Raw genomic sequence first — 15,750 nt, forward strand, 5'->3', positions numbered from 1 at the left:
GCGTCTCGCTTGTGGACGGCCTTAGTACCAATGCGGTGCTCAGTCTCACCATGGGGGAAGAACGGAATGCGCGGTGTTGCACAGGGACTCGTCCTCGGCCTACTGATCATGTTGGCTGTCACCGAGGTCGCCTCGTCCCGGCGGTCGCTGAAACAGGGGCCGTTACCTGTGATCAGGTCGCTTCCCACAGACCCGGTCGATGATCCCGACGTGAAACGGCTCTGCCGCGGTCCGGCGCCGGATCCGGTCCCGGACGGTCAACCGATCGTCGTCGACATGCCGCCGGGCCCGCCGTTCGCGGTCGGGAAGATCAAGAAGCGGTCCTGGCGCCGACCGCCGGCGGCCGACCCGACCTGGCAGATGAGATACCAGAGCCTGATGTGGATGCCGCCGCTGGCTCTGCGGGCGGCCCGCGACGGCCAGCTGGGCTCGCTCACCACCCTGGTTCAGCAGGCGGTGCAGTTCCACCTGCACAATCCGGACCCGATGCGGCGCAAGAACGGCTGGGACGAGGGAACCGCGGTACGCCGCCTGCAGGTGGAGAATTGCCTCTACGCGCTCACCCGATCCCCCTCGCTACTGGCCGGCATGACCGCCGACGTCCGGGTACTGACCGACAATCGGTACTACGGTCCGCCGCACCGGCCGGTACACAACCACGGCCTGATGGCGAACCTCGCGATGATCTCCGCAGGCGAGCTCGTCGGCCGGCCCGACTGGACCCGGACCGCGGTCGACCGGATCCTGGCGGAGGCGCCGCTCGCCTTCTCCGCACAGGGCGTCGCGCACGAGCAGTCGTCCTACTACCAGCGCATCAACGCGCACATGTGGGAGAGCGCGGCACAGGCGCTGGAGTCACTCGACAGGTACGCCGAGGAGGCCATCCAGATCCGCGCCATGGTACGCAAGGCGCACCGGGTCTTCCGTCACATGACCGAACCGGACGGCGACATCGTCCTGGTCGGCGACTCCGAACTGCGGGCCGGCACGCCGGGCCGGGCGACGGACGATCCCGTGCTGCGCGACGACGAGACCGGCTGGATCATCGGCCGCAGCAGCTGGACCGACCCGGACGCCACGTACTACACCGTCCGGTACGGCCCGCGACGCCGCGCGCACGGACAGGAGAACCGCGCCGGCGGGGTGACCTGGACGGCGCTGGGCGTCAGAGTCATCGTCGGCACCGGCCGCTACAGCTACAACACGCGCGATGAGAAGGCCCGCTACCGGCTCACGCCGGAAAGCCAGAACGTTGCCGCACCGGCCGGCGCCACCGTCGCCGCCGGGTCCACGAGCACGGTCACCAGCGACTTCGAGGGCCCTCGCCACCGGATCCGGGTCAACGACACGGTGTACGGCATGCCGCACCAGCGCGCCATCACGGTCTCACCGCGCCAGGCGCGCATGACGGTCGCCGACTCGTTCACCGGCGCGCCGGCCTGGTCCCAGCACTGGCACCTCGACCCGGGCTGGATACGCATCTCCGGAACCCTGAATTTCCGGCACCCGTCCGGCCGGCACCTGACGGTCCGCACCACCGGTCGGGTCTCCGAGGTCCGGCACGGCGACCGGAACAGCCCATACGGCTGGATCTTTCCCCGGGCCGGGCATCAGGTGGCCGCCTACCAGCTCAAGATCGACGCGGTCACCGGCGGCCCGGTCAGGACCACCTTCCAGCTCTCCTGACCATCGCCGCATCACCAGGCGGTCGCCCGTTGGAATTGCGCGCGATGTCGCGCCGGCACCGTAAGGCGTCGACTTTTGTCGCGAGTGGCCGATAGACAACGATGTGGGGCCGCCGGTCACGGATTGCGGCGGCTGGTCCGGTCGAGGAGGTCCTGCAGCATCCGGGCCACCAGCGACGGGCTTCCCCGCGGGGACGTGCTCAGCGTCCACGCCAGTGCGGCATCGGCGGCGGTCTCATAGACCCGCGGAAGCTGGACCGGATCCTCGGGGCGCGGGTCGGCACCCGGCAGCTGATGCAGATCACCAGCGACGCCGCTCGGGACGTGCGCGACTTCTATGCCCAGCACCCGGTTCCCGCCCCGGCCGTCCGGCCCGGCGGGTTGGGCCGCGGGACCTGGACGTGCTCAGCATCGACGCCACCGGCGTCAACATGATCGATTCCGGGCTGCGCGAGAGCCCACCGGACCACGACGGGCCGCGACCGCCATCGGCCCAGCTGTCCTGCCGCGAACGCACCGGCCGGACCCGGATGGCCGTGGTCACCGCCGTCTATGACGCCGCCCCCGCCGTCCGCGGCCCGGCCGACGTCATGCCCGCCGGCGCGACCGAACGCGCTGATCGCCGGCCCGGGCCGAGAGCCGTCAACCGCCAGGTCGACGCATCGGTCGTTGATTCCACCGCCCCGATGACCACCAGATTGTTCGACCGGGCCGAGCAACGCGACCCGCAACACCTGCGCCGCTGGATTGTGCTGGTCGACGGCAACAACCACCAGATCGACCGCATCCGTGCCGAGGCCCACGCCCACGGCGTCCGGATCAACCCTGATCCTCGACTTCGTCCACGTCCTGGAATACGTCTGGAAAGCCGCCGAGGACCTGCACCCCACCCAGCCCAGCCGAGCCGCTTTTCGTCGCCCGTGCCGCCCGTGACCTGCTCGAACACCACCCAGCCCGGGTCATCGCCGACCTGAACAGCCACTACAACGCTCTCACCGCGACCTGCACCGCGGCGCCCGGACTGAACGCTGCATCGACTACCTCACCGCGAAACAGCCCTACCTCATCTACCAGATCGCACTGACCATGGGCTGGCCCATCGCGACCGGCGTGATCGAAGGTGCCTGCCGTTATCTGGTGAAGGACCGCCTCGCGATCACCGGCGCCCGCTGGAGCCTGCCCGGCGCCGAAGCCGTCCTCCTACTCCGAGCCGTGATCACCAACGGCGACTTCGACGCCTACTGGAAGTTCCACCTCCAGCAAGAACACCAACGCACCCACACCAACCGCTACCAGCACCAATACGACCTCGCCGCCTGACCGGGATCGAGGAAGTCACTCAGAGAAAAACGCACCCACGTTCGCTTGCGCGCACACGTCCAGACACAAGCTGGTCCTTACCCGCACTTCGGCGCCGTCGGCGGCCCGCAACCGGTCCACCTACCCGGCATGATCCACCAGCGGGTGTTTACGGGTACTGCCACAGCAGCAGTCACGGCAGACCGCCACCGTGCAGCCGGCACGCATGTCCTGAGTCACCCAAGTCCTCGTTTCTGTCGCGGCTATGCTGCCGGACAGCGCCGGCATGCCCCCACCGGGGCCCGCAAGTCCGAAGACCTGCCTGCGCCGCGCACGCGATGGGCGTGCGCGCTTGCCGTCGGCCTCGCGGGTGAGCCGTACGCGTGCCGCACCCGGCCGATCGCCGTGGTGCCGTTCGCCCCGGCACTCCGACGGCCCGGCCGTGACCGCTGCCATGGACGAGACCGCGTTGCTGCAGGCAGTGCGGGTAGGGGACGTGGTGCACGTCACCGCACGCGTCACCTGGGCCGGGCGCAGCTCGATGGAGGTCGCCGTCAAGGTCACCGCCGACCGGTGGGACCGGGCCGTTCCGGCCACCAATGTGGTCACCTCGCACCTGGTCATGGTGGCCGTCGACGACGACGGCAAGCCACGGCCGGTCCCGCCGCTGCAAACGGAGAGCGCCGCCGACCGGCACGCGTTCCGGCAGGCGGAGATCCACCGCCGCCACCGCCTCGCCCTGCGCCAGGCGCTCGCTGACAGCGCCGGCGAAGAGGTCCTGGCCTGACGGGCCCGTACGGCGAGCGCTCTCGGTCAGGAGCGACGCCGTTCGACCGGGGTGTTGAGGATCTCGGCGATCCGCTCGCACGCGTGGCAGTCGGTCTCCGAGGCGGCGAGGACCGCCTCGATCTGGGCGAGCCGGGCCTGCGCGATGACCAACGCCTGGGCCACAGCCATTAGGATGGCTCGCGGTGCTGGTTCGCTGTGCCTGCCAGGTGCGGCGTCGTAAGAGGGAACCCGGTGTGAGACCGGGACTGCCCCGCAGCGGTGAGTGGGAACGACCGCCGTCATCAAGCACTGGACCCGCACGGGTCTGGGAAGCGACGGCCAGTAGGCGACCGGAAACGGTCATGCCCGCAAGTCCGAAGACCTGCCAGCGCTGCGCACACCGCCGGTGTGCGCCGCCGGCGGTCTCTCGGGAGGGCCAGGGCGGAAGCCGGCCCTGCCGCGCCTTCCCCTGCCTCGCGTGCGTCCGCTGGGCACTTCGAGGGAAGGATCCCCTGGTGAGCACCTCATTCGGTCAGAGCACCGTGCTCGGCTACCCGCGCATCGGCGCCAACCGTGAACTGAAGAAGGCCGTCGAGGCCTACTGGGCCGGCCGGATCGACGCCGGCGAACTGGAGACGACTGCCGCCGGGCTGCGGGCCGAGGTGTGGCAGCAGCTGCGCAACGCCCGCCTCGACAGCATCCCGTCGAACACGTTCTCCTACTACGACCACGTCCTGGACACGGCCGTCGCCGTCGGCGCGATCCCGGCCCGGTTCGCCCGGCTCGGCCTGTCCGACCTGGACACCTACTTCGCGATGGCGCGGGGTGCCGACACCGAGCCGGCCCTGGAACTGACCAAGTGGTTCGGCACGAACTACCACTACCTGGTCCCGGAGATCACCCCGGACACCGATTTCACCCCCAACCCCACAAAACCCCTCGCCGAGTACGGGGAAGCGAAGGCTCTCGGTATCACCACGCGGCCGGTGCTGGTCGGCCCGGCCACGTTCCTGCTCCTCGCCAAGGGCGACGACCCGTTCGCCCGCCTCGACGACCTGCTCGACACCTACGCCCGGATTCTCACCGCCCTCGCCGAGGCCGGCGTCGCCTGGGTTCAGCTCGACGAGCCGGCCTACGTGATGGACCGCACGCCGGCCGAGATCGACGCCCTCAGAGCCGCCTACACGCGCCTCGGGGAACTGGAGCACCGGCCGCGGATCTTCGTCGCCACCTACTTCGGTGAGCTCGGCAACGCGCTGCCGGCCCTGCTCGAAACCCCGGTCGAAGCCCTCGGCATCGACCTGGTCGCCGGGCCCGGCAACCTGCAGCGGCTCGCCGCGGCCGGCCCGCTGGGCGGCCGGACGATCGTGGCCGGGCTGGTGGACGGCCACAACGTCTGGCGTACCGACCTGCGAGCCGCGATCACCACGGGTGCCACGGTCACGGCCCTGGCCGACCACGTCGCGATCTCCAGTTCCTGTTCGCTGCTGCACGTGCCGGTGGACCTGTCGGTGGAGACCCGGCTGGCGCCGGAGCTGTTCGAGCGGCTGGCGTTCGCCCGGCAGAAGGTCGACGAGGTGGTGCTGCTCGGCACAGCGCTGCGCGACGGCACGGCGCACGTACCCGTACCCCTGCCCTCTGCCCCGGCCGGATGGCACAACAGTGACGTGCGTGCCCGCCTGGCCGCGCTCTCGCCCGCCGACCGGCAACGAGGCGCCTACGCCGAGCGGGCCGCCGCCCAGCAGGCGCGGCTGAACCTGCCGGACCTGCCGACCACCACGATCGGCTCCTTCCCGCAGACCGCTGAGCTGCGCACGGCACGCGCACGGCTGCGCGCCGGCACCCTCGATGCCGACGGCTACCAGCAGCGGATGCGTGCCGAGGTGGAGCACGTGATCCGGCTGCAGGAGCAACTCGGCCTGGACGTGCTCGTGCACGGCGAGCCCGAGCGCAACGACATGGTGCAGTACTTCGGCGAGCAGCTCGACGGGTTCGCCGCCACCGACCACGGGTGGGTGCAGTCCTACGGCTCGCGCTGCGTACGCCCGCCGCTGCTGTACGGCGATGTCGCCCGTAAACAGCCGATGACCGTCGAGTGGTCGACGTACGCGCAGTCGCTGACCAGCAGGCCGGTCAAGGGCATGCTCACCGGACCGGTCACCATCCTGGCCTGGTCGTTCGTGCGCACCGACCAGCCCCTGGCCGATACCGCCGACCAGGTGGCCCTGGCGCTGCGCGACGAGTGCGCCGACCTGCAGGCCGCCGGCATCAAGGTGATCCAGGTGGACGAGCCCGCGCTGCGCGAGACACTCCCGCTGCGCAGCCAGGACCAGAAGGCGTACCTGGAGTGGGCGGTCGGGTCGTTCCGGCTGGCCACTAGCGGGGTCGCCGACGACACGCAGGTGCACACCCACCTGTGCTACTCCGAGTTCGGTGAGGTGATCACCGCGATCGACGCGCTCGACGCGGACGTCACCAGCATCGAGGCGTCGCGTTCCAAGATGGAGGTCCTCGGAGATCTGGCCGCCATCGGCTACGGCCGGGGCGTCGGACCGGGCGTGTGGGACATCCACTCTCCGCGGGTGCCGTCGCAGGACGAGGTCACCGAGGCGCTGCGCCGGGCTATCGCCGCGGTGCCCGTGTCGCGGCTGTGGGTCAACCCGGACTGTGGCCTGAAGACCCGCGGCTACCCGGAGGTGGAAGCCTCGCTGCGCCACCTGGTCGCCGCGGCGACCTCGCTGCGCGCCAACTGATCCACCCCTCGAAGCGGGGCGGAGCTTTGCCGGGCTCCGCCCCGCCCCACCAGGACAGATCGACGCGAACAAGATCATTACTGGTCGATGGCCTAAACTTCACAACGCAAATGACGGCAGTCGGAAGCCGGTGCAAGCCCGGCACGGTCGCGCCACTGTGACTCCTGCTCCGCGGGAGAAGTCAGACCCGGCGCCGTCTCGTACACCTGACCCAGGGACGCGACGCTCCCGGAGAGGTACCCGTGTTCTCACCTGCCCGGCTGCGGCTTACGGCCGCAGCCGCACTGCTGCTCGTGCTCAGCGCCTGTTCCGGCGGCGCCTCCCCCACGGCCTCCAGCGCCAACGGTGAGATCACCGTCGCCATGCAGTTCCCGCCCCGCTCCGCGTACGCCTTCGACGCCGACGACGGTGCGCTGCTGATGACCCTCGGCGTCGCCGAGACGCTGACCACCGTCGACGCCAACGCGCAGCCCACAGCGGGTCTGGCCACCGCCTGGGAGAAGACCAGCGACCCGAAGACCTGGCGGTTCACGCTGCGTCAGGGCGTCACCTTCCACGACGGCACACCCCTGACCCCGGACGCCGTGGTCACCGCCCTGACCTACATCACCGGCGTGACCGCGCCGCCCCGCTCGGTGCGCGACACCGGACTGACCGTCAAGGCCGACGGCGCCGACGCCGTCACGATCAGCACCGCACAACCCGACCCGACGCTGCCGCTGCGGATGAGCAGCGGCAACCTGGGCATCCTCGCGCCGTCCGCCTATGTTGCCGGCAAACAACCCACCGTGCTGCGCACCGCCACCGGACCGTACGTCCTGACCTCGATCAGCGGCGCCGACTCGGCGGTGCTGGAGCGCAACGAGACCTACTGGGGCACCAAACCGGCCACCGGAAAAGTTACCGTCCGTTACGTCACCGACCCGCAGAGCCGGGCCCTGGCACTGCAGTCCGGCGACGTCCAGTTCGCCGAAGGACTGCCGCACGCCAGCGTCGAGCAGGTGAAGGCAGCCGGCGCGGAGGTCGTTTCGTACCCCGCCGCGCGTACCGTCGAACTGCTCTTGAATCAATCGGCGAAGCCGTTCTCCGACCTGAAGGTCCGGCAGGCGGTGACCGCCGCGATCGACCGCAACGTGCTGGCCACGCAGGTCCTCGGCGGTGCGGCAGCCTCGGCTGCCGACCTGTTCGGCCCGGCGGTGCCGTGGGGCGTGAAGACCCCGCCGCCGGCCGCGGACCCGGCCACGGCGAAGCGGTTGCTGGCCGAAGCGGGTCACTCCTCCTTGACGGTACGGCTGTGGACGTTTCCGAACCGGCCGGAGATGCCGGTCCTGGCCACCGCCGTCCAGTCGATGCTCGGCGAAGCCGGCATCAAGGTCGAGGTGACCGTCGGCGACTACTCGGCGCAAGAGCCGAAGGTGCTCGCCGGTGACTTCGACATGTTCCTCAACTCGCGCAGCTACCTGTCCGATTTCGCCGACGCCGCCAGCGTGCTCACCTCGGACTACACCTGCAAGGGCAGCTACAACATCGACCACTTCTGCTCCGCCGAGTTCGACCGGCTCGTCGCCGGGCTGTCCACCACCAGTGACGTCGGTGCCCGTCAGAAGATCTTCGCCGACGCCGCCGCGATGCTCACCGAGCAAGCGGTCGGCGTGATGATCGTGCATCCGAACAACACCGCCGGGTCCCGCGGTGTCACCGGCTTCGTCCCGGACCCGCTCGGTGTCCGGCCAGTGCTGCCGCACCTCGAGCCCGCCGGGTGACCGTGCTGGTGCGGCGGCTGCTGGTGCTGCCGCCGGCCCTGCTGGCCGCGTCGGTCCTGGTGTTCGCGTTGCCGCGGCTCACCGGGGCCGACACGGTCCGCACCGTGCTACGAACGAGGACTGCCGACGCCGTGCCGGACCCGGCCATGCAGTCGCGCGTCGCCGCCGAGTTCGGCTTGGACGGCTCGGCAGCTGAGCAGTACCTGCGCTGGCTCGCCGCCGCCGTCCGCGGCGATCTGGGCCTGTCCTTCGTTACCCGGACCCCGGTCGCCGCACAGGTCGGCGAGGCGTTGCTGGTCTCCATGCTGCTCGCCGTCCTCGCCCTGCTTCTCGCGCTGCTGTTCGGCATCCCCGCCGGGGTGTACGCCGGCCGCCGGCCCGGTGGCCTGCTCGACCGGGTCGTGACCGGCGCCGGCATCGTCGGGGTGTCCGTCCCGGAGTTCGTCATCGCCCCGGTACTGGTGCTGGTGTTCGCCGTGCAGGCCGCAGCGGTGCCCGCGATCGGCTGGGGCACCCCGGCGCATCTCGTGCTTCCGGTCGTGACCCTCGCCGTCTACCCGGCCGCTCTTGCCACCCAGCTGATCCGGGCCGAGACCGTGGCCGTGCTGCGCCGCCCGCATGTGCGCACCGCCCGGGCCAAAGGCCTGCCGCCGGGCTGGGTGCTGTGGCGCCACGGCGCCCGGCTTGCCACCACGTCGGTGCTGTCGCTGTCCGGCATGTTCGTGGCCGCGCTGATCGGCGGCTCCGTCGTCGTCGAAGTGATCTTCGGGATTCCCGGGCTGGGGCGGTTGCTCTATGACGCGGTTCTGGCCCAGGACCTGCCGGTGATCCAGGCCGGAACCCTGACGGTCATCGCCATCGCCCTGATCGCCGGAGTTCTCTCCGAAGCCGCGCAGCTGGCCCTGGACCCGGTGGCCCGGTGAAGTTCCGGCTTGCGGCTGCCGGTGCTGCCATTCTTGTGGTCACGGCGGCTCTCGCGCTGCCCGATCCTCTTGCCGCCGACTACTCCTCCGTACTCGAGTCACCATCGCTCGCCCACCCCCTCGGCACCGACCAGCTCGGCCGCGACGTCGCCGCGCGGCTGTTCTCCGGCGCCCGGGTCACGCTCGGCCTGACCGTGGCGACGCTGCTGGTCACCGGCGTGGCCGGGACCGTGGTGGGAGCGGCCGCGGCAGTCCTCGGCGCCCGGTCGGTGGTCCGGGCCGCCGACCTGGTCGCCGCCCTCCCCACGATCCTGGTCGGGCTGCTCGCGGCCGCTATCTCCGGGCCCGGACTACCATCGATCCTGGCCGCGGTGTGCGCGGTCGGCTGGACGCCGTTCGCCCGGCAGGCGTACCACCTGACTCTGCGCGAAGCGAAACAGGAGTATGTGGTGGCGGCCCGGTCGCTGGGCGCGGGAACGGCGCGAATCCTGGCCCGGCACATCGCGCCCAACATCGCCGAACCGCTGCTCGCCCACCTGTTGCTGCGGTTCGCGGGAACCCTGCTCACCGTCTCCGGGCTGTCCTTCCTCGGCCTCGGCGTGCAGCCGCCCACCCCGGAGTGGGGCGCGATGGTCGCCGAGGGACGCAACCACCTGTTCACCAGCCCGCACCTGGTCCTGGCGCCGGCCGCGGCAGTGGTGATCACGGCGACGTGCGCAACAGTCCTCGGGCGCCGCCTCACCCGTTAGGCGGTGACGGCCCTTCGCCCTCGACGAGGCCGGTCACCGCGGCGACGGCGTCAGCCAGAGTCGGACAGCGCAGTCGCTCGCTGCTCGGCGGCCAGCCTTGTCCCGCGGCCACGATGCTGGGCCGCCAGTCCGGAACACCGTTCAACGCCGTCAGCAAGACGGGTATCACCGGCCGCCAGACATGGCTCCACACCGCGACGGCGGCGGGCCGGTGGCGGGCCACCGCGTCGGCGAGCACATCGGGAGGCAGGCCGGCGCCGAGGTGCACCGAACCCGTGCCGGTCTCGGCCAGCGCGGCCGCCAGGGCGTCGATGGCGGTCACGTCGCGACGGCCGTCGGCAGCGACCAGGAGCACCCGGACCGGAGTCCCGGAGGGCGGGCGTGCAACGGCGGCGAAGACCTCGCTCAGCGTGCGGGCGAGTAGGCGCCGGGCGAGGGTTTTGCGTGTCTCGGCGTACCGGCCCTGGCTGAGGTGGGTGAAGGCGGGACCGGCGAGCGTGTGGTAGGTGTGCACGACACCGTGCGCGGCGACCGCGCCGCTCAGCGTTTCGCGCAGGGTCAGCACATCCAGGCGGCGGGCGGCGCGGGCCAGGCCGCGGGCCTCGGCGTCGGTGCCGGGATTGCGATGTGGATGCGCGGCGAGGCTGGTGGTGGTTTCGCGGCGGGCGAGCCGGGCCGCCTCGGCAGCGGGCACGCCTCGTGTGGTCAGCTGCGCCATAACGGTCAGGGCGGCGACGTCATGTGCCGTGTAGCGACGGTGCCGGCCGGATTCGTGACCGGTGGGGCCGAGCCCGTAGCGCTGATGCCAGGTCCGCAACGTCGTCGTGGCGACGCCGAGGCGCCGGGCCAGTGTCCCGGCACTCAGCCGCTCCTGCACGTGCGGCACCGCGTAGTCCTCTTCTCCCACCGCCGACCCGCCCTCGAGGTCACCGATCACACCGCGCCTCATCCGGCGTGGGCAGTGGCAGGTCTTCGGACTCGTGGGCGCCCTGCTCGTTCCTACTGGCCGTCGCTTCCCGGGCGTTGCGCCCAGTGCGTTGACGGCGGTCGTTCCCACTCACCGCTGCGGGGCAGTCCCGGATTCACACCGGGTTCCCTCTTGCGACGCCCGGCCTTGCGGGACGGGCGAACCAGCTGCCCGTCCAGTCTAGAACCGGCCGGGGCCCGGCGGGGCACCCGGTCACCGCTTCAGCCGCTGACGATCAGGATGTCTCAGCCTCGCGTTCCTGGTATTCGCGTGGCGAGAGGCCGTGGAAGCGGGTGAAGGCGGTGCTGAACGTCGGCAGGTGGGCGTAGCCGACGCGGCGGGACACGGCGCTGGGCCTGGCGCCGCCGAGCAGCAGGTCACGGGCGATGCGCATGCGGGCGGCGTAGCGCCAGCGGGCGAAGGTCATGCCGGTCTGGTCGCGGAAGGCCCGGTGAACCTGGGCGGGGACGTCGAACGCGGCCGGTTCGTGGGTGACGTCGATGTGGCGCAGGTAGTCCATCGCCGCCGCGCGCGCACGCGGATCGGTGGGCATCGGCACCGACAGCGCTCGTTGCGTGACGACCTGTTCGGCGAACAGGTCGAGGATGTGCCGGGGATCGTAGTCGTCGGGGTGCAGTCCCGATCGGGCGCTGATCGAGCAGTGCATCAGGTAGTCGTCCCAGGCGGGTGAGAACTGCACCTGGAGCGGCTCGGTGAGCTGGAGGTCGGCGGTGCCGGCGTTGCCGAGGGGCAGTGAGATGGAGTTCTCGCGCAGACCGGTGATGTGTTTGAGGCCCGCGGGGATCCAGGTCGCAACGCCGCGGTGTCGTTCGTGACGGCGTTCGCCGATGTCGAGGTATCCGCTGCCGCGGTACATCCAGGTCAGGACGTGCACGTGGTTGGCATGCGGGGAGGTGCGGGCGGCGGGCAGCGGATCGGATCCGGTAGCGAATGACCCGTCGCCTCGTACCAGGCGCATGAGCTGCTCGGTCTGACGTGCCAGGGTGGCGCGCGGTGTCAGGTCGACACGGGCGGAACTGGCGGCGAGCTTCCTGCTGAAGTCGTGCGGTGTCAGCCCGTACTGCTGCTTGAAGGCGCGAGTGAAGCCGTTGCGGCTGGCGAACCCTACCCGGGCGGCCACCTGGTCGGCGTCGTATCCCGCGGCCAGGAACTCGACGGCCGCGATCAGCCGGTGGCGCAGCCGCCACTGCTCGAAGGTGAGTCCGGTGCCGGTGAGGAAGGCGCGGCGCAGGGTTCGCGGGCTGGAGAGCGCCTTGCTCGCCCACTGCTCGACGGTGAGGTCGATCGCGGGGTCGCGGAGCAGCTGCTCGGCCACCGCTCGGGCGCCGGCGGCTCTCGGCATCTCCGGCACAGTGAAGGTGGGCGCAGGCGCAGGCGGGCCTACTCGGGGACGGCGTAGCAGATCGGTGATCGCGTCCTGGAAGTAGCCGTGACCGCTCAGCGGGGTGACCTGCAGGTTGAAGTGCTGGATCAGCCAGTCCTGCCAACCGTCGGGGACTTCGAAGCGGGTCGTTTCCGGCGGCCCGTCGGCACCCGGGTGGAACCACAGGGGGAAGGCGACGGTGCCTGGCTCGGTGATGATCGCGCGGTGGTCCCACCCGGCCGCGGGAATCCAGGTGCCCTGCCCGGCGGTGAGGTGGAACACCGCGTCGCCGTCGATGCGCACGTGCGCGGTGCCGGTGCGGACCCAGATCAGCAGCGGGCGGCGGGGATGCCCCGTCGAGTCCGATCGCGCCGCCGGAATCGGCGGGGCTTCGGTCGCGTCGGCGGGAAACAGGGAGGAGATCGGTACGCCCCTAAACAAAACGGCAGTCTGCGCACAGCAAATATGGTGAGGGTAGCCTAACCTAATCGCCGAGCGCCGCTCCGCCGATCCGGCGCGTGGCCTCACTCTCAGTCGAACGACCGGAAAGGGCTGCCTTCAGCATGCCGAAGACCGCACGCCGGCTCACCGTGCACCCAGTAACCCTGCGCGAGGTCGAGGTCCTTCGGGTGGCGGACCTGACGCCGGGGATGCGGCGGATCACGCTGGGCGGAGCGCAGCTGCGCGCGTTCACCTCGGCCAACGGCTTCGCACAGCCCGCCTTCGACTCGCTCGGTTTCGACGACGACATCCGGCTGGTGTTCCGCTACCCCGGCCACAGCGAGCCGGTGCTGCCGGTGCAGCAGGAGCGGGGCGTGGAGCTGCCGAGGAATCCCCGCCCCCTGTCGAAGGTCTACACCGTCCGCCGCTGGAATGCTGAAGCCGGCGAGTTGGACGTGGACTTCGTCAAGCACGGCATCGGCGTGGGCACCACCTGGGCCTACCGCGCGCAACCGGGCGACCGCATCCACTTCTACGGCCCGAGCGCGTCGCGCGCGCTCCCTGACGACGCGGACTGGCTGTTGGCCGCCGGGGACGACACCGCCCTTCCGGCCATCGCCCGGCTGCTGGACGAACTGCCCGAGGACACCCGGGCGCGGGTGTTCGTCGAGGTCGCCGAGGACTCACACCGGCTGGAACTGCGCACGCTGCCGCACGTCGAGGTGACCTGGCTGGTGCGCGACGGCGCCGAGGCGGGTACGACCACCCTGCTGCTGGATGCGGTCAAGGACAGCGGCTGGTGGGAGGGGCGACCGTTCGCGTGGCTCGCCGGGGAGCACACGTCCGTGCGGGATCTGCGCCGCCATCTGGTCGAGGACCGCGGGGTGCCGAAGGAGGACATCGGCTTCGCCGGGTATTGGCGTCGCGGCGAGGTCGTCGCCCTGGAGACCGACGCGGCGATGCCCGACCCGCAGAAGTCGGCCACGCCGTTCGAGCGGCTGCATGAGCTGACCGAGCTGGTCGCGCCGTTGGCGATCCGCACTGCCGTCGAGTTGGACGTACCGGAGCTGATCTCCCGCGGTGTCACCCGCGTGACAGACCTGGCCGCCAAGACCGACTGCGACGAACGGGCGCTGGGCAAGCTGCTGCGCTACCTGCACACCCTGGACGTCCTGACCGAGACCGAACCCGGCCACTACCGGCTGACACCGGTGGGTGAGGTCCTGACACTCGAGTTCATCGCCGACCGGCTGCACCCGGCCGGGGTGGTGGGTCGCGAGATGCTCGGCTTGCACGGGCTCACCGAGTCGATTCGCACCGGCCGGCCGTCGTACGCCTCGGTCACCGGCCAGACCTTCGCCGAGGTACGCGCCGACCAGGACTACGAGGATCGCTACCTGGAGCGCCTGGCGAGGTTCCAGGCCGCGCTGGCCGAGCCGATCGCCAGGTCCGGCATCCTCAACGGAGTCGAGCACCTGGTGCTGCACTCCGGCGGCGCCGGCGCCCAGGCCCGGGAGTTCCTCGCCGCCCACCCCGGCCTGCGGATCACGATCTGCGCGCTGCCCGCCCAGGCCGACTGGCTGCGCCGCGACCTGCCCGACACGATCCCCGACGACCAGCAGCGCGCGCAGGTCAGCGTGGCCGAGCAGTCCGTCTTCGAACCCGGCCCGGCGGCGGATGCCGTCTTCGTCATCCGCGCCTTCAAGTCCCTGCCCGACGCCGACGCCGCCCATGCCCTGCGCCGCGCGGCCGAGGGCTTGCTTCCCGGCGGCCGCGTGCTGGTGGTCGAGGAGACCTTCGGCCTCGACGACCTGGACGAGCACGACGGCGAAGCGGATCTGCTCGGCCTCACCGTGCACGGCTCCGGTCTGCGCACCGCCGCCGAGCTCGACGCGGTCTTCACCCGAGCCGGACTCGCCCACCGTGCGACGCACACCGTCGGCTGGGGCGCCACCGTCCACGAACTCGTACCCGCTGGTCCCTCCGCACAACAGAAGTAGAAAGAAGAGAAGAACCATGACCACCCTGACACGACGCGGCGCGGCCCTCCTCGCCGCACTGTTGAGCACCACGCTCGTCCTCACCGCCTGCGGCAGCGACGGCGAGGACACCGCCGACGCAGCTCCCCAGACACGCAGCGTCACGGGCGGCAACGGCACGATCGAGGTGCCCGCCGACCCGCAGCGGGTAGCCACGATCGGCAACACGACCCTTCCGTTCATCGACATGGGCGGCAAGCCGGTGGCCGTCACCACGGTGGGTGCCTCCGAACTCGGCCTCATTCCCGCCGAACAGAAAGCCACGTTCGAGGCAGCCACGAATGTCGGCGCCAGCGGCGATCAGGTCGACATGGAGAAGCTCGCCGGCCTGAAGCCGGACCTCATCCTGGCCCAGCTGCCCGACGGCGAGTTCGAGGAGATCAAGAAGCAGCTGGAATCGATCGCCCCGACGGTCTTCTGGGGGCTCGACGTCGAGTGGAAGGCCCTCGCCGACGGCGTCTCGCAGGCCGGCAACGTCACGGACGGGCTCAGCGGGCAGAAGGCGCAGTTCGAGGAGAAGATCACCAAGATCAAGCAGACGTACGGCGAGATCATCGCCGGCACCAAGTTCGTCAACCTCGACCGCTGGGAGAGCTCCGATCCCGGAACGTTCTCCGTCGCGGACTTCGGTTGCGTCGAGATCGCCCAGGGTGACCTCGGCATGAACTTCCCCAAAGCGGCCGAAGGCGAAGACCCCCTGGGCTGGACGTCCCTGCCGTACGAGCAGCTCGCGGAGCTGTCCAAGTACGACGTGATCACCTACCCCGTCGACGCCGCGGGCCAGCCGAAAGCGCCCTTCGCGCCGGTGGTCGAGACCAACACCTGGAAGGCGCTGCCTGCCGTGAACTCCGGCCGCGCGCTGGGAGTCTTCTGCCCCGGCAACAACTCCTACGGGCCGGTCCTGCGGTACCTGGACTCGCTCGACACCGCTCTGGCCACCCTGCCCGCCAACAAGTGACAACTCTCGCCCTGCGCCACG

General features: G+C 70.8%; 14 protein-coding genes and 2 riboswitches. Of the genes, 10 read left to right on the forward strand and 4 right to left on the reverse strand.

What is annotated here, in order from left to right; all coding sequences use genetic code 11:
* The first annotated feature begins 210 nt into the window (after positions 1-210).
* Positions 211-1,686 carry a hypothetical protein gene (locus tag OHA21_RS15640; RefSeq protein WP_328474606.1) on the forward strand — a complete coding sequence of 492 codons (1,476 nt, stop codon included), beginning with the start codon at positions 211-213 and terminating at the stop codon, positions 1,684-1,686.
* A gap of 116 nt (positions 1,687-1,802) precedes the next feature.
* On the opposite strand, the gene OHA21_RS15645 is transcribed toward OHA21_RS15640, so the two are convergent.
* Positions 1,803-2,033: a hypothetical protein gene (locus tag OHA21_RS15645; protein ID WP_328474609.1), complete on the reverse strand. Its 231-nt coding sequence runs from the start codon at positions 2,031-2,033 to the stop codon at positions 1,803-1,805.
* Positions 2,034-2,086: 53 nt separating this feature from the next.
* On the opposite strand from OHA21_RS15645, the gene OHA21_RS15650 reads away from it, so the two are divergent.
* From OHA21_RS15650 to OHA21_RS15660, 3 genes are all read left to right on the forward strand, one after another.
* Entirely contained in the window at positions 2,087-2,659 is a 573-nt protein-coding gene (locus OHA21_RS15650) for a hypothetical protein (protein ID WP_328474611.1), read from the forward strand.
* A 112-nt stretch (positions 2,660-2,771) separates the two neighbouring features.
* Positions 2,772-3,005, forward strand: coding sequence for a hypothetical protein (locus OHA21_RS15655; protein WP_328474613.1), 234 nt, complete (start codon positions 2,772-2,774; stop codon positions 3,003-3,005).
* 265 nt (positions 3,006-3,270) lie between these two features.
* Complete coding sequence (locus OHA21_RS15660; protein WP_328478427.1) at positions 3,271-3,771, forward strand: acyl-CoA thioesterase; 501 nt, start codon at positions 3,271-3,273, stop codon at positions 3,769-3,771.
* Positions 3,772-3,797: 26 nt separating this feature from the next.
* On the opposite strand, the gene OHA21_RS15665 is transcribed toward OHA21_RS15660, so the two are convergent.
* The gene (locus OHA21_RS15665) at positions 3,798-3,935 is read right to left on the reverse strand and encodes a hypothetical protein (RefSeq protein WP_328474615.1); all 138 of its coding nucleotides are present in this window, start codon (positions 3,933-3,935) and stop codon (positions 3,798-3,800) included.
* 7 nt (positions 3,936-3,942) lie between these two features.
* Positions 3,943-4,156, forward strand: a riboswitch (cobalamin riboswitch).
* Positions 4,157-4,267: 111 nt separating this feature from the next.
* Between OHA21_RS15665 and metE the strand changes: the two genes are divergently transcribed.
* From metE to OHA21_RS15685, 4 genes are all read left to right on the forward strand, one after another.
* Positions 4,268-6,505, forward strand: a complete 2,238-nt coding sequence (gene metE / locus OHA21_RS15670; protein ID WP_328474617.1) for a 5-methyltetrahydropteroyltriglutamate--homocysteine S-methyltransferase — start codon at positions 4,268-4,270, stop codon at positions 6,503-6,505.
* Positions 6,506-6,747: 242 nt separating this feature from the next.
* On the forward strand, positions 6,748-8,268 hold the full coding sequence (locus tag OHA21_RS15675; protein WP_328474619.1) for an ABC transporter substrate-binding protein: 1,521 nt from the start codon (positions 6,748-6,750) through the stop codon (positions 8,266-8,268).
* Positions 8,265-9,191: an ABC transporter permease gene (locus tag OHA21_RS15680; protein ID WP_328474621.1), complete on the forward strand. Its 927-nt coding sequence runs from the start codon at positions 8,265-8,267 to the stop codon at positions 9,189-9,191. The genes OHA21_RS15675 and OHA21_RS15680 overlap by 4 nt, the downstream gene beginning before the upstream one ends.
* Positions 9,188-9,940, forward strand: coding sequence for an ABC transporter permease (locus tag OHA21_RS15685; RefSeq protein WP_328474623.1), 753 nt, complete (start codon positions 9,188-9,190; stop codon positions 9,938-9,940). Before OHA21_RS15680 ends, OHA21_RS15685 begins: the two co-directional genes overlap by 4 nt.
* Here the strand turns inward: OHA21_RS15685 and OHA21_RS15690 are convergent.
* Entirely contained in the window at positions 9,930-10,889 is a 960-nt protein-coding gene (locus tag OHA21_RS15690) for a MerR family transcriptional regulator (protein ID WP_328474625.1), read from the reverse strand. The two genes, OHA21_RS15685 and OHA21_RS15690, sit on opposite strands and share 11 nt — an antisense overlap.
* Positions 10,888-11,090, reverse strand: a riboswitch (cobalamin riboswitch). (Overlaps the previous gene by 2 nt.)
* A gap of 52 nt (positions 11,091-11,142) precedes the next feature.
* A complete protein-coding gene (locus tag OHA21_RS15695) occupies positions 11,143-12,732 on the reverse strand; it encodes a helix-turn-helix domain-containing protein (RefSeq protein WP_328474627.1) in 1,590 nt (529 codons plus the stop codon).
* A 122-nt stretch (positions 12,733-12,854) separates the two neighbouring features.
* On the opposite strand from OHA21_RS15695, the gene OHA21_RS15700 reads away from it, so the two are divergent.
* Both OHA21_RS15700 and OHA21_RS15705 read left to right on the forward strand, forming a co-directional pair.
* Complete coding sequence (locus OHA21_RS15700) at positions 12,855-14,732, forward strand: siderophore-interacting protein (RefSeq protein WP_328474629.1); 1,878 nt, start codon at positions 12,855-12,857, stop codon at positions 14,730-14,732.
* 16 nt (positions 14,733-14,748) lie between these two features.
* On the forward strand, positions 14,749-15,729 hold the full coding sequence (locus OHA21_RS15705) for an ABC transporter substrate-binding protein (RefSeq protein WP_328474631.1): 981 nt from the start codon (positions 14,749-14,751) through the stop codon (positions 15,727-15,729).
* The last annotated feature ends 21 nt before the right edge of the window (positions 15,730-15,750 follow it).

The organism is Actinoplanes sp. NBC_00393 (assembly GCF_036053395.1).
Classification (GTDB): Bacteria; Actinomycetota; Actinomycetes; order Mycobacteriales; family Micromonosporaceae; genus Actinoplanes.

What these genes read in the sequence shown, in the direction of transcription:
- OHA21_RS15700 (WP_328474629.1), top strand. Translation starts at nt 12,855, where the DNA reads ATGCCGAAGACCGCACGCCGGCTCACCGTGCACCCAGTAACCCTGCGC.
- OHA21_RS15690 (WP_328474625.1), bottom strand. Translation starts at nt 10,889, where the DNA reads ATGAGGCGCGGTGTGATCGGTGACCTCGAGGGCGGGTCGGCGGTGGGA.
- OHA21_RS15705 (WP_328474631.1), top strand. Translation starts at nt 14,749, where the DNA reads ATGACCACCCTGACACGACGCGGCGCGGCCCTCCTCGCCGCACTGTTG.
- OHA21_RS15660 (WP_328478427.1), top strand. Translation starts at nt 3,271, where the DNA reads ATGCCCCCACCGGGGCCCGCAAGTCCGAAGACCTGCCTGCGCCGCGCA.
- OHA21_RS15655 (WP_328474613.1), top strand. Translation starts at nt 2,772, where the DNA reads ATGGGCTGGCCCATCGCGACCGGCGTGATCGAAGGTGCCTGCCGTTAT.